This is a genomic window from Micromonospora sp. I033, assembly GCF_053890995.1.
On the sequence record NZ_JBSSLX010000167.1, the window covers coordinates 1 to 12,995 of the forward strand.

The window sequence follows — 12,995 nt, forward strand, 5'->3', positions numbered from 1 at the left end:
GTGCCTCGCTCTCGCGCTGGAGAAGAGCCCGCCGGGGCGGACCAGGAGGACGGCCAGCAGCAGCACCAGGACGGCCAGCGGGGTGGTGTCCGGGCCCAGGTAGCCGGTGACGTACGAGAGGATCAGGCCGACCAGCAGCCCGCCGATCACCGCCCCGGCCGGGCTGTCCAGGCCGCCGACCACGGCGGCGGTGAACGCGACGACGAAGACCAGGTCCATGGCGTGCGGGTGCAGCCCCAACCCGGTGGGCACGACCAGCATCCCGGCGAGCGCGCCGACCGCGGCGGCGAGGGCCCAGCCGAGGGTGAGCATCCGGGAGACGTCGACGCCGAGCAGCCGGGACACCTCGGGGGCGAACGCGGCGGCCCGCATCCGCAGGCCGATCGGCGTGCGGGTGAACAGCAGCGCCAGCAGCACCACCACGACCAGCACCGCGCCGAGCACCCACAGGTCGTACGGGGAGAGCGCGGCGACCCCGCCGAGGGTCAGCGCGTCGGTGTCGAACGGGGCGGGGGCCGGCCGGTAGCCGTTGCCGAAGACCATGCCGAGCACCGCCTGGATGAGCAGCACCAGGCCGAGCGCGACGATCACCTCGTTGAGCGGGTTGGCGTGCCCGACGAAGCGCATGAGCACCCGTTCCACAAGCGCGCCGAGCAGCAGGCCGGCGAGCACGGCGGCGCCCAGGCCCAGCCAGTAGGAGCCGGTCGCGGAGGCCACCGCGTAGCCCACGTACGCGGTGGCCACGGCCATCGCGCCCTGGGCGAAGTTGACCAGCCGGGCGGCCCGCCAGATGAGCACCAGGGCGAGGGCGAACGCGGCGTAGACCGCGCCCGTCGAGAGCCCGCCGAAGGTGAGGAACAAGAACCGGTCCAATCGCGGATCCTTCCTGCTCGCCGGGCCGTCAGAACCCGAGGTACGCGTGCCGGAGCTGGTCGTCGTCGCGCAGCCGGCCGGCCGGCGCGGCGGTCACCACCCGGCCCAGCGACATCACCACGCCCTGGTCGGCGACCGAGAGTGCGCTGCGCACGTTCTGCTCGACCAGCAGGACGGTCAGCCCCCGGTCGTCGCAGAGCCGGCGCAGCAGCGCCATGATCTGGGCGGTCACCTTGGGGGCCAGGCCGAGCGACGGCTCGTCGAGCAGCAGCAGCCGGGGACGGGCGATCAGCGCCCGGCCCAGGGCGAGCATCTGCCGCTCCCCGCCGGAGAGCTGGTGCCCGGCGTGCCGCCGCCGGCGGGCCAGGGCCGGGAACAGCTCGTAGACCTCGTCCTGGGCCCGGCGGGCGTCGGCCCGGTCGCCGCGCCAGAGCCCGCCGAGGCGCAGGTTCTCCTCCACGGTCAGCTCGGCCACCACGCCCCGCCCCTCAGGCACGTGCGCCAGGCCGCGCCGGACCAGGCGTTCGACGCGGACGCCGCGCAGGTCGGCGCCGTCGAAGCGGATCCGGCCGCCGGTGGGCCGGAGCAGGCCCGACAGGGTACGCAGCAGGGTGGTCTTGCCGGCCCCGTTGGCGCCGAGCACGGCGGCGATGGTCCCGGCGGGCACCTCGAAGGTCACGTCCCGCAGCACCGGCACCGGCCCGTAGCCGGCGCTGACCGCCTCGACCTCCAGCACCGCGCTCACGATCCGGCCCCCGCCGCCTCGGCCGGCACGTCGGCGCCGAGGTAGGCCTCGGTGACCAGCGGGTCGTCGCGGACCTGGTCCGGGGTGCCGGCGGCGATGACCCGGCCGAAGTCGAGCACCACCAGCTCCTGGCACACGGACATGACGAGGTCCATGTGGTGCTCGACGAGCATCACCGAGCAGGCCCCGCCGGCCCGCTCGGGCAGCGTGCGGACCAGCTCGCCCAGCTCCGCGACGTCGTCGGCGCCCAGCCCGCCGGCCGGCTCGTCGAGCAGGAGCAGCCGGGGCCGGGCGATCAGCGCGCGGGCCAGGGCGACCCGCTTGCGCACCGCGTACGGCAGGGTGAGCGGGGCCGCACCGGCGTGCGCCGCGACACCCAGCTCGGCGAGGAGGTCGAGCGCCTCCCGGCGCAGCCGCCGTTCGTCGCGGTCGCTGCGCGGCAGGCCGAACAGGGCGGTGGCGAAGCCGGCCCGGGCCGCGTGGCTGGCGCCGGCCACCACGTTCTCCAGCACGGTGAGCCCCGGGAACAGCCCGACGCCCTGGAGCGTGCGGGCGATGCCGAGCCGGGTCAGCCGGTGCGGGCGGGGCCGGAACGGCCGGCCGTCCAGAGTGAGTGATCCGCTGGTCGGCGGGACGAAGCCGCAGACCACGTTGAACAGGGTCGTCTTCCCGGCGCCGTTCGGACCGATCACGCCGACGATCCGGCCGGGCGGGACCCGCAGCGAGACGTCGTCGAGGGCGATCAGCCCGCCGAACCGGACCCCGACGCCGTGCAGCGCCAGGTCGATGCCGTCCGCGGGGGTGGGGGGTGGGCTCATCTTCACCTCGGGAGAGGACGCGGCGTCGGGGGTGCGCGGTGCGGCTCGGGCGAAGCGGGGAAACTTATTACACCGGGAGTGTACTTTTCGGCGCGGGTTCGTCAATGCCTGCCGCGGGCCGTGGTGATATCGACGGGATCACGATTCCGCGGCGCGCGCGGAGTTGCACCCGCCGTGCAGCGTCGGCCCTGCTCAGCCGGCGGCCGGGGCGGGCGCCCGCAGGGTGCGGACCTGGCCGGCGCGCGGCCCGCCGGCCAGCGCCGCCGGACTCCACTGTGTGGCGACGAGGTGGAGGGTCCGCCCGTCCGGACCGCCGAGCGCGCACGCGAAGCAGCCCCGGTCCAGGTCGATCCGGTCGAGCACCCGCCCGCCCTCGGCGACCCGCACGGCGCACCGGTTCGGCACGTCGCCGTACCAGACGGCCCCGGCGGCGTCGAGGCAGATGCCGTCCGGCGCGGAGTCCGGGACCGCCGCCCAGACCCGCCGGCCGCCGAGCGTCCCGTCGGCGGCCACGTCGTAGGCGGTGAGCCGGCCGGCGTACGACTCGGCGACGATCAGGGTGCGCCCGTCCGGGGTGAGCGCCATGCCGTTGGGGAAGGCCAGGTCGTCGGCGACCAGCCGGGCGGTGCCGTCCGGCGCGACCAGGGCCACCGCGCCCGGCCGGAAATCCCCGGCGGGGAAGTCGAACCCGATGGTGTTGACGTAGGCGTTGCCCCGGGCGTCGGTGACCACCTCGTTCCACGGGTACGGGACGAGCGCGGCCAGGTCGGCGTGGGTGCGCAGCGCGCCGTCGGGCTCCTGGCGCAGCAGCCGCCCGGCGCTCCCGGCGACCACCAGCAGCCGGCCGTCCGGCAGCCAGTCGAAGCAGATCGGCAGCCCGTCGACCCGGGCGACCACCTCGGTCCGGCCGGCCGCGTCGACGGCGAGCACCTCCCCGGCGCCCCAGTCGGCCAGCCAGAGCCGGCCGTCGTGCCAGCGGGGCGACTCGCCGAAGGCGAGCCCGTCGACCAGGATCTCCGGTGCGTTCACGTCTCGCTCCTCAGCAGGTCGCGGGAGCGGCGGAGGAACTCCCGTTCGGCGGCGTTGTCGGTGCGCGCGATCGCCGCGTCGTACGCGGCCACCGCCTCGGCGGGCCGGTCGAGGCGGCGCAGCAGGTCGGCGCGGACCGCGTGCAGCACGTGGTAGCCGGCCAGCTCCAGCCGGTCGACCTCGGCGAGCGCGGTGGCCGGTCCGGCCACCTCGGCCAGCGCGACGGCCCGGTTCAGCGCCACCACCGGCCCGGGGGCGTGCGCCAGGAGCTGGTCGTAGAGGGCGAGGATCTGCCGCCAGTCGGTGTCCGCGGCGCTCGCCGCGGCGCTGTGCACCGCGTTGATGGCGGCCTGGATCTGGTACGGGCCGGGCCGGTCCCGCCGCAGGCAGCGCCGCACGAGGGCCTGCCCCTCGGCGACCAGCGCCCGGTCCCACCGGCCGCGGTCCTGGGCGCCCAGCGGCACCAGCGCGCCGTCCGGGCCGGTCCGCGCGCCCCGCCGCGCGTCGGTGAGCAGCATCAGCGCGAGCAGCCCGAGCACCTCCGGCTCGTCCGGCATCAGCTGCGTCAGCAGCCGGCCCAGCCGGATCGCCTCGGCGCACAGCTCGTCGCGGACCAGCCGGTCCCCCGCGCTGGCGGTGTGCCCCTCGGTGAAGATCAGGTAGACCACGGCCAGCACGGCCCGCAGCCGGTCGGGCAGGTCGGCGTCCCGCGGCACCCGGTACGGGATGCCCGCGTCCCGGATCTTCGCCTTGGCTCGGACCAGGCGCTGCGCCATGGTCGGCTCGGGCACCAGGAAGGCGCGGGCGATCTCGGCGGTGCTCAGCCCGCCGAGCAGGCGCAGGGTCAGCGCGACCCGGGCCGGCACGCCGAGCGCCGGGTGGCAGCAGGTGAAGATCAGGCGGAGCCGGTCGTCGCGCACGGGCCCCTCCTCGGCGGGCGGCTCGGGGGCGTACAGCAGGGTGGCCTCGGCGTGCCGGTGGGCGCGGGACGCCTCCCGGCGCCGCCGGTCGATCGCCCGGTTCCGGGCCGTGGTGATGATCCAGCCGGCCGGGCTGGGCGGCGGCCCGTCGGCGGCCCACCGGTCGACCGCGGTGGCGAACGCCTCCTGGACCGCCTCCTCTGCGAGGTCGATGTCGCCGAGCAGGCGGACCAGGACGGCGACCGCGCGGCCGTACTCCGCGCGGAAGACCCGTTCGACATCGGTCGGCCCGGTCATCCCTCGCCCTGGAACGGGCGCACCTCCACCGGCAGGGTGGTGGCCAGGGCGTAGCGGCGGCCCCAGTCGAGCGCGGCGTCGAGATCGGGTGCCGTGATGATGGTGAACCCGCCCAGGTACTCCTTGCCCTCGGCGAACGGGCCGTCGGTGACGAGCACCTCGTCGCCCTTCGGGCGCACCACGGTGGCGGTCTCCGGGGCGTGCAGGCCGTTGCCGAAGACCCAGGATCCGGCCTCCCTCAGCTCCCGACCGATGGCGTCGACCTCGCGCATCACCCCGGCCAGGAAATCCGGGTCCGGCGGCTGCTCGCCGGCCGGCTGGTAAAGGCTGATCAGGTACTGCTTCACGGGTTGCCTCCTCGTCCGGCGGCCGGTCTCTCCCGACCCCTCCACCCTCCACACGAACCGGGACCCCGGGGATCGACACGCCGGCCCGACTGATTTCCCGGGCCCAGGTGTTGATCGACCGTCGCCGGGCGCCCGACACTCGGGGCATGGCACGAACCGCGGCGGTTCCGCTCGCCCCCGGGGTCTGGCGCATCCCCACCGTCGGTCGCGCCATGGTCAACTCCTACGCCTTCGTCGATGACGACGGCTCGGTCACGCTTGTCGACTGCGGGATGCGACGGGCCCCGGCCCGAATCGTGCGCGGGCTGGCGGCCATCGGCAAGACCCCCGCCGACGTGACCCGGATCGTGCTGACCCACGCGCACGCGGACCACGCCGGCGGGGCCGCGGAGCTGGCCCGGCGCACCGGCGCCCCGGTCGCCGCGCATCGGGCCGACCTGCCGTACGCCGAGTCCGGCCGGGTGCCGCCGCAGGGCGGCGGGAACACGGTCGGGCGTTTCCTCACCCGCCTGGCGGGCGGGCGGTTCCCGGCGGTCGCGGTGGCCCGGCCGCTGGCCGACGGCGACGTGCTGCCGGTCGGCGGCGGCCTGCGGGTGGTGCACACCCCGGGCCACTCCCCGGGGCACGTGTCGCTGCTGCACGAGCCGACGCGGGTGCTGGTCACCGGGGACGCGCTGTTCAACGTGGCCGGCGTGCGTTGGCCGGTGCGGTCGTTCTGCACCGACTTCCGGATGACCCAGCGGACCGCGCACGTGCTGGGCGAGCTGGACTACGACGTGGCCGCCTTCACCCACGGTCCCGAGCTCACCGACCGGGCCCGCGAGCAGGTCCGGGGCTTCCTCCGCCGACTCGGCTGAGCCGACTCCCCCGCACCGGGCCGCGCGCACCACCCTACCCTCATTCAGCGAAAATCTTCCATGCATCTATTGCAAGAATTCTTCGCTCTGTGACCTAATACTGACAGTTCCTTTCGTCGAACTCCCCCAACCCCCAGGGAGGAAAGATGAACCGTCCCCTGCGATCGGCGCTGCGTGCGGCCGCCACGGCCCTGCTCGCCACCGTCACGCTGGCCGCCTCGGCCGTCGTCGGCGCGACTCCCGCCAGCGCCGCGCCGGCCGGCCTGCCCGGCATGGACGTCTCCAGCCACCAGGGCAACGTGAACTGGTCCGCGGCCTGGAGCAACGGCGCCCGCTTCGCGTACGTGAAGGCCACCGAGGGCACGTACTACACCAACCCGTACTTCGCCCAGCAGTACAACGGCTCCTACAACGTCGGAATGATCCGCGGGTCGTACCACTTCGCCCGGCCGGACACCACGAGCGGCGCTACCCAGGCCAACTACTTCGTCGACCACGGCGGCGGCTGGTCCAAGGACGGCAGGACGCTGCCCGGCGCGCTCGACATCGAGTACAACCCGTACGGCGCCACCTGCTACGGGTTGAGCCAGGCCTCGATGCGCAGCTGGATCGCCTCGTTCGTCAACCAGTACTACGCGCGGACCGGCCGGTGGGCCACCATCTACACCACCACCGACTGGTGGACCACCTGCACCGGCAACACCTCGCAGTTCGCCGCGAACAACCCGCTGTGGATCGCGCGCTACTCCAGCAGCGTCGGCACCCTGCCGGCCGGCTGGGGGACGTACTCCTTCTGGCAGTGGGCGTCCTCGGGCGTCTTCCCGGGTGACCAGAACGTCTGGAACGGCACCCTGGACCGCCTCAAGGTGCTGGCCTGCAACGGACCCTGCTGACCCGCTCCGGTGGCGGGCCGACCTTCCGGCTCGCCACCGGCCGCGTCCGTCACTGACGAGGAGGCCCCGATGTCCGTACCCCTTCCCCGGCGGGCCGTGCTGCGCGGCGCGGTCCTGCTCGGCGCCGCCGCCGGCGCCACGGCGCTGACCCAGTTCGGCGCCGGCCGCGACGCCCGGGCCGTCGCCACCCGGATCGACCAGCCGACCATCGCCAACTGTGCGACCTGGGGCGCCCGCCCGCCGTCCTCCGCGGTGAGCGTGGTGCAGAGCCGGCCCAACAAGATCATCATTCATCACACCGCGTTCCCGAACACCACCGACTACAGCCTCGCGCAGGCCTACCGGAACTCACGCGACATCCAGGACCTGCACATGGACACCAACGGTTGGCTCGACTCCGGGCAGCACTTCACCAACAGCCGCGGCGGCTACCTGACCGAGGGCCGGCACGGCAGCCTGTACGGGCTGCTGCACGGGCAGACCATGGTGCAGGGCGCGCACTGCGTCGGGCAGAACAGCCAGGCCATCGGCATCGAGAACGACGGCATCTATCTCGATGTGCAGCCGCCGGCGGCGCTCTGGAACAGCCTGGTGTGGTTCTGTGCCTTCACCTGCCAGCAGTACGGCATCCCGCCGACGGAGATCTACGGACACAAGGACTTCAACAACACCCAGTGCCCCGGCCTGCTGCACGACCGGCTCCCGGAGCTGCGCAGCACCGTCGCCGCCCGCCTCGGCGGCTGACCGCTTGCGGATCTTGGAGGGTTTCCGTTCGCGTCGAACGGGAACTCTCCAAGATCTCGTTCCTTCAGGGTTCGCTTATATAAGTTCAGCGTGATAGAAAGGGGTCGTGCACGCCTTCGACGTTCTCGGGGACCCGGTCCGTCGCCGGATCCTGGAGCTGCTCGCCGAGGGTGAGCAGCCGGCCGGCACGCTCGGCGCGACCGTCCAGCGGGAGTTCGGCATCAGCCAGCCCGCCGTGTCGCAACACCTCAAGGTGTTGCGGGAGCACGGCTTCGCGACGGTGCGCGCCCAGGGCACCCGCCGCCTCTACGCGGTGGACCCGCGCCCGCTGCGCGAGATGGACGAGTGGCTGGCCGGCTTCCGCCGGTTCTGGACGCCGCCGCTGGCGGCGCTCGCCACCGAACTGGCCCGGGGCCGGCGGCAACGGCGGCTGCGCGAGGGCGAACCCGACGAGAGGACCACATCATGATCGACGTGACCGGGCAGATCAGCGCCGTGGAGCGCCGGCTGGGCAGCCGTACGCTCCCCGCCGGCGAGGCGCGGGTGATGACCGTCAGCCAGACGTACGACGCGCCGGTGGAGGACGTCTGGGACGCCTGCACCAGCGCCGAGCGGATCCCCCGCTGGTTCCTGCCGATCTCCGGCGAGCTGAAGCTCGGCGGGCGCTACCAGCTGGAGGGCAACGCCGGGGGCACGGTCGAGCGCTGCGACCCGCCGCACAGCTTCGCCGCGACCTGGGAGTTCGGCGGCGAGGTGAGCTGGGTCGAGGTGCGGCTCACCGAGGCCGGCGCCGGGCGTACCCGGTTCGAGCTGGAGCACGTGGCGCACGTCGACGACGAGCGGTGGGCCGAGTACGGGCCGGGCGCGGTCGGCGTCGGCTGGGACGGGGCGCTGCTCGGGCTGGCCTCCCACCTCGCGGCCGACGGCTCCGGGATCACCCCGGACGAGGCCGTCGCCTGGATGGGCTCGGACGAGGGCCGCCGCTTCATGACGGAGGCCAGCGCCCGCTGGACCGAGGCGAGCATCGCCGCCGGCACCCCCGCGGACGAGGCCCGTGCCGCCGGCGACCGGGTCACGGCCTTCTACACCGGCGCCCCCACCCCCTGACCGAGGCCCGCGATCGGGCGCGTGCCGCCGGGCGCCCCGTGCCCGATCGCGGACTGTCGGTGCGTTCGGGCAGACTGTCGATCGTGCCGATCCGATCCGTCGCCGAGCTGGCCACGGCCGTCCACTCCGGAGCACCGGTGAAATACCTGCACTTCTGGGGGCACCGCCCGCAGCGGGACGGCAGCGTGGGCGCCGGCTGCCTGAGCCAGTGGTGGCCCGCGCCGTTCACGGTCGACGGCCGGACGTACGCCACGGCCGAGCACTGGATGATGTGGCGCAAGGCCACCCTCTTCGGCGACGACGGGATCGCCGAGCGGGTCCTCGAAGCCACGCACCCGCACCGGGCCAAGGCGCTCGGCCGGCAGGTCCGCGGCTTCGACGAGGCGACCTGGGCGGCCCGCCGATACGACGTCGTGGTCGCCGGCAGCGTGGCCAAGTTCCGCCAGCACGAGGAGCTGGCCCGGTTCCTGCTCGGCACCGGCGAGCGGGTGCTGGTCGAGGCGAGCCCGATGGACCGGATCTGGGGCATCGGGCTGGCCGCCGACGACCCGCGCGCCGCGGATCCGGCTCGGTGGCGGGGCGCGAACCTGCTCGGCTTCGCCCTGATGGACGCCCGCGCAGCCCTCCGCGCCGACGCCGCCCGGGTCCTCGGCCAGGGTCACGCGGATGCACGACTCGACCGAGCTGCCGGTCTACGGCCGGAGCACGCTGGAGCTCAAGACGCACGTGCACACCCAGCCGGTCGGCCGCGGGCCGCTGGTCGAGGTCGAGGTCGAGCCGACCGACCACCCGCTCGCGGTGGCGCAGCGGACCGGGATGACGATGGCGGACGTGCGCCGGATCGCGGAACGGTTGCGGCACCCGGAGACACCCCGCGCGGACGGGTGACGGGCGCGCCGGAGCGGCCGGGCGGGTAACGTGCAGCGGCGTGACCGCCGCCGCTCCGTACACGCACTGTTCGTTCTGCGGCGCGGCCTACCCGGTGGAGGCCGGGTGGCCGCGCGTCTGCCTGGCCTGCGGGGAGACGGTGTGGCGCAACCCGCTGCCCGTCGCGGTGGCCGTGCTGCCGGTCCGCACCCCCGACGGCCTCGGCGTGGTGGTGGTCCGCCGGGACATCGAGCCGGCCCGCGGCCAGCTCGCCCTCCCGGGCGGCTTCATCGAGTACGGCGAGGAGTGGTCCGAGGCGCTGGTCCGCGAGCTGCGGGAGGAGACCGGCCTCCTCGCCGAGGCCGACGAGGCGAGGCTGTTCGCGGTGCACGGGGCGCCGGCCGGCGGCACCATGATGGTCTTCGGCGTGCTGCCCGAGCGGCCGGTCGGTGACCTGCCCCCGTCGGCGCCGACCGAGGAGGCCACCGAGTGGCTGGTCCTCACCGAACCGGTCGAGCTGGCATTCTCCACGCACACCCGGGTGCTGGCCGACTTCCTCGCCGGCCAGCACGCCGGCTGACCCGGCGACCTGACCGGACCTCGGCCGACGCGGCGAAATCTCCTATTGATTGAATAGGAATGGCAGCGTCGCCGAGTCTCCGGAGGTCACCCGTGTCCCACGCCGAAGCCGACCACGACACCCGCCGGAGCCGGCAGTGGCTCGCCGGGGAGGCCCACGGTGCGGGCGTCGACCGCGACCGGTTGCTGGAGCTGGGGGCGGCCATGGCCGCCCTGACCGCCGCGGCGGCCGAACGCGAGCCGGTCGCGGTGGCGCCGGCGCCGGTCGGCGTAGACCCGGGTACGCCGATCGCCAAGCCGCTGCCGCCCGAGCTGCTGCGCCCGCTGGACACCAACGCCGAGATGCGCTGGACGGCGCTGGCCGGGCAGGGGTACGTGGTGCCGAACGACCGGTTCTTCGTCCGCAACCACACCGTGACGCCCCGGCTGGACGCCGACACCTGGCGGCTGCGCCTGTTCGGCACCGGGCTGCGGGGCGCACCCACCCGGGACGCCCCGGTCGAGTTCAGCCTCGACGAGCTGCGCCGGCTGCCCGCCGAGGAGAGCTGCGCGCTGCTGGAGTGCGCCGGCAACGGCCGGCGCTTCTTCGCCGAGCAGCAGGGCGAGCCGACTCCGGGGGTGGCCTGGGGGCTGGGCGGGGTCGGCGTGGCCCGCTGGCGGGGTGTCCGGCTGGGCACCGTGCTCCGCCTCGCCGGGCTGCGGAACGACGCGGTCGACGTGATGCCCGAAGGGCTGGACCCGGACTACGTGACCGGCGGGATCAACCTGGGCCGGGTACGTCGCCCCCTGCCGATCGGCAAGGCCCTGGACGACGTGCTGCTGGCGTACGAGATGAACGGCGAGCCGCTCCCCGCCGACCACGGCTTCCCGGTCCGCGTGGTCGTGCCCGGCTGGATCGGCATCTCCTCGATCAAGTGGGTGGGCCCGGTCGAGGTCTCCACCACTCCCCTGTTCTCCCCCTGGAACACCCGGTTCTACCGGATGTTCGGCCCCGGGCACCCGGCCGAGGGCACCGTGCTGGGCGCGCAGCCGGTGAAGAGCGCGTTCGAGCTGGCCTGGGACGCCCGCGTGCCGGCCGGCGCCGACCTGGTGCTGCACGGCCGGTCCTGGTCGGGCAACGGCCCGATCGACCGGGTCGAGGTGGACACCGGCGACGGCTGGCGCCCGGCCGACCTGGTCGCCGCCGACCGGGGCGGCCCCTGGCAGCGCTGGACGGCGCGCTGGCGCCCGCCGACCCCCGGCCGCTACACCCTCCGCGCCCGCGCCACCGACACCACGGGCGCCACCCAACCCGACCGGACCACCCCCAACACCCTCGCCTACCTCTACGACGCCGTGATCCACCACCCGGTCACGGCCGCCTGACGCCCGCTCCCCCGCCGGTTGTCGCCGCGACTGGCCATGGGCACTTCAGATCAACGGGGCGGTGAGGTAGGCGGGCGGGACGGTGTCCGTGAGCCACACGCCGTTGGCGCTGCGGTAGAAGGGGAAGCCGTTGGCGGCCATGGCGGCGGCGTCAACGGTGAGGATGACGACCGGGCCGGTGCGGCGGGCGCCGACGCGGCGGGCGGTCTCCTCGTCGGGGGACAGGTGCACGTGGTGCCGGCGGCCCCGGCGCAGCCCCTCGGCCCGGATCGCGGGCAGCACCGTCTCGCTGGTGCCGTGGAAGAGGCGGTCGGGCGGGGTGGCCGGGGCCAGGCCGAGGTCGACGGGAACCGAGTGGCCCTGGCTGGCCCGGATCCGGTCGACCCCGTCGGGTCCCCGCTCGACGGCGAAGCGCTGCTTGTCGTTGCCGGCCACGACGGCGTCCAGGTCGGCGCGGCTGATCTTCAGCGCGGCGAGCAGGTCGGCGACCGGCACCCAGCCGGCCCGGTCGAGCGTCAGGTCGAACCGGTCGGGGCGGTGGCGCAGCGCCAGCGACATCCGCTTGCTCACCCGGACCAGGTCACGATGATCCACCCGGACAGTGTGACCCACCGGCCGGAGGCCGTCGACGGAAATCAGCGCGTGGCGCCCGAGCCGCCGCTCACCATCAGCCCCGCGGCGTCCACCACCTCGAAGTCGCTGCCGCGCAGGCCGCCGAGGGCGCGCAGGGCGTCGTTGTCCCAGCGCGGGTCGGGGGCGCCGGAGAGGAACCAGGCCGAGCCGTGGTCGGCGACGATCAGCCCGTGGCGCCGCATCGCCTCGGCGACGATCCGGGCCTGCCGGGGCAGCCGGGACAGGTCCACCGAGCGCTTGAGCCGCAGCCGCTGGCCGAGCTGCGGCAGCGCCGGGTCGGTGGCCGACGAGGCGGAGTGGGTGGCCGGCCAGGTCCAGCCGGTGCGGGTACGCGGCACGGTGACCCGGATCGCGTGGTCGATCCGGCCGGCGGCCATCTCGTCGTAGCGGACCAGCCCGGCCAGGATGGACAGTCCGGCCGCGTCGGCGGAGGTCCAGCCCGCCCGGCGCAGCCGGTTCGACCGCAGGTCGAAGACCGCACCCGAGCCGGCCCGCCAGCCGGCGCCGGCCCGGTGCGCGTCGAACAGCTCGTACGCGCGGCAGGCCGCCCGGTCCCAGACGATCACGTGCCGGTCGCCGGTGCCGTCCGGTCCTCCCTCGACCGCCGCGTCCGGCGGGACCGGGTACGGCCCCGGGTCGCTCTCGTCGGCGTACCCGAAGGTGACCGGGACCCGCGGCTGCCCGGCGGGTACGACGGTGACCGGGATGCCGATCGGCGCACCCTCCCACCGGCCGGAGCCGAAGTCGGCGTGCACCGTGGCGCCGCCGCCGATCGCACCGATCATCGCCGCGGAGCGCGGGTGCACGGGCAGCCGGGAGACGTCGGCGTGCCAGACGTTGTCCGCCGGGAAGATCTGGCACGGCCGCGCGCTCGGGCTCGGCCGGCCGCCCGCCGACCGCGCCGCCGCCTGACCGGTTGCC

The 12,995-nt window shown here is 74.9% G+C and carries 16 protein-coding genes and 1 pseudogene; 9 read left to right on the forward strand and 8 right to left on the reverse strand.

Translation table 11 applies throughout. The features are described 5' to 3' along the window. From ACW0Q9_RS22950 to ACW0Q9_RS22975, 6 genes are all read right to left on the reverse strand, one after another. On the reverse strand, positions 1-873 hold an 873-nt coding region (locus ACW0Q9_RS22950), incomplete at its 3' end, for a branched-chain amino acid ABC transporter permease (protein WP_456184540.1). Between the two features lie 28 nt (positions 874-901). Continuing rightward, positions 902-1,618 (reverse strand): ABC transporter ATP-binding protein, encoded by a 717-nt coding sequence (locus ACW0Q9_RS22955; protein ID WP_456184542.1) that lies wholly within the window; start codon positions 1,616-1,618, stop codon positions 902-904. Then, positions 1,615-2,436 (reverse strand): ABC transporter ATP-binding protein, encoded by an 822-nt coding sequence (locus ACW0Q9_RS22960; RefSeq protein WP_456184544.1) that lies wholly within the window; start codon positions 2,434-2,436, stop codon positions 1,615-1,617. Before ACW0Q9_RS22960 ends, ACW0Q9_RS22955 begins: the two co-directional genes overlap by 4 nt. 192 nt (positions 2,437-2,628) lie before the next feature. Continuing rightward, positions 2,629-3,465: an SMP-30/gluconolactonase/LRE family protein gene (locus ACW0Q9_RS22965; RefSeq protein ID WP_456184546.1), complete on the reverse strand. Its 837-nt coding sequence runs from the start codon at positions 3,463-3,465 to the stop codon at positions 2,629-2,631. Continuing rightward, entirely contained in the window at positions 3,462-4,682 is a 1,221-nt protein-coding gene (locus tag ACW0Q9_RS22970) for an RNA polymerase sigma factor (RefSeq protein WP_456184548.1), read from the reverse strand. Before ACW0Q9_RS22970 ends, ACW0Q9_RS22965 begins: the two co-directional genes overlap by 4 nt. Next, positions 4,679-5,029, reverse strand: a complete 351-nt coding sequence (locus ACW0Q9_RS22975) for a YciI family protein (RefSeq protein ID WP_456184550.1) — start codon at positions 5,027-5,029, stop codon at positions 4,679-4,681. The genes ACW0Q9_RS22970 and ACW0Q9_RS22975 overlap by 4 nt, the downstream gene beginning before the upstream one ends. A gap of 146 nt (positions 5,030-5,175) precedes the next feature. Between ACW0Q9_RS22975 and ACW0Q9_RS22980 the strand changes: the two genes are divergently transcribed. The 9 genes and pseudogenes from ACW0Q9_RS22980 to ACW0Q9_RS23020 all read left to right on the forward strand — a co-directional run bounded on the left by ACW0Q9_RS22980 (position 5,176) and on the right by ACW0Q9_RS23020 (position 11,441). Next, positions 5,176-5,886 (forward strand): MBL fold metallo-hydrolase, encoded by a 711-nt coding sequence (locus ACW0Q9_RS22980; protein WP_456184552.1) that lies wholly within the window; start codon positions 5,176-5,178, stop codon positions 5,884-5,886. Between the two features lie 146 nt (positions 5,887-6,032). After that, positions 6,033-6,779 (forward strand): lysozyme, encoded by a 747-nt coding sequence (locus ACW0Q9_RS22985; protein WP_456184554.1) that lies wholly within the window; start codon positions 6,033-6,035, stop codon positions 6,777-6,779. Between the two features lie 69 nt (positions 6,780-6,848). Continuing rightward, on the forward strand, positions 6,849-7,523 hold the full coding sequence (locus ACW0Q9_RS22990; RefSeq protein ID WP_456184556.1) for a peptidoglycan recognition protein family protein: 675 nt from the start codon (positions 6,849-6,851) through the stop codon (positions 7,521-7,523). 106 nt (positions 7,524-7,629) lie between these two features. Beyond that, entirely contained in the window at positions 7,630-7,992 is a 363-nt protein-coding gene (locus ACW0Q9_RS22995) for an ArsR/SmtB family transcription factor (RefSeq protein ID WP_456184558.1), read from the forward strand. Further along, complete coding sequence (locus tag ACW0Q9_RS23000) at positions 7,989-8,630, forward strand: SRPBCC family protein (protein WP_456184560.1); 642 nt, start codon at positions 7,989-7,991, stop codon at positions 8,628-8,630. The genes ACW0Q9_RS22995 and ACW0Q9_RS23000 overlap by 4 nt, the downstream gene beginning before the upstream one ends. 53 nt (positions 8,631-8,683) lie before the next feature. Then, positions 8,684-9,256: pseudogene (locus tag ACW0Q9_RS23005) on the forward strand (NADAR family protein); the annotation flags it as partial. Positions 9,257-9,296: 40 nt separating this feature from the next. Then, complete coding sequence (locus ACW0Q9_RS23010) at positions 9,297-9,518, forward strand: DUF2199 domain-containing protein (RefSeq protein ID WP_456184562.1); 222 nt, start codon at positions 9,297-9,299, stop codon at positions 9,516-9,518. Positions 9,519-9,558: 40 nt separating this feature from the next. Then, positions 9,559-10,077, forward strand: a complete 519-nt coding sequence (locus ACW0Q9_RS23015; protein ID WP_456184564.1) for an NUDIX domain-containing protein — start codon at positions 9,559-9,561, stop codon at positions 10,075-10,077. A gap of 92 nt (positions 10,078-10,169) precedes the next feature. Beyond that, positions 10,170-11,441 carry a sulfite oxidase gene (locus ACW0Q9_RS23020; RefSeq protein ID WP_456184566.1) on the forward strand — a complete coding sequence of 424 codons (1,272 nt, stop codon included), beginning with the start codon at positions 10,170-10,172 and terminating at the stop codon, positions 11,439-11,441. A 45-nt stretch (positions 11,442-11,486) separates the two neighbouring features. Here ACW0Q9_RS23020 and ACW0Q9_RS23025 read toward each other — a convergent pair whose 3' ends face one another. Together ACW0Q9_RS23025 and ACW0Q9_RS23030 are read right to left on the reverse strand one after the other, a co-directional pair. After that, positions 11,487-12,035: an RNA 2'-phosphotransferase gene (locus ACW0Q9_RS23025; protein WP_456184568.1), complete on the reverse strand. Its 549-nt coding sequence runs from the start codon at positions 12,033-12,035 to the stop codon at positions 11,487-11,489. Positions 12,036-12,076: 41 nt separating this feature from the next. After that, positions 12,077-12,995 (reverse strand): hypothetical protein (locus ACW0Q9_RS23030; RefSeq protein WP_456184570.1); only part of this gene is annotated, 919 nt, incomplete at its 5' end.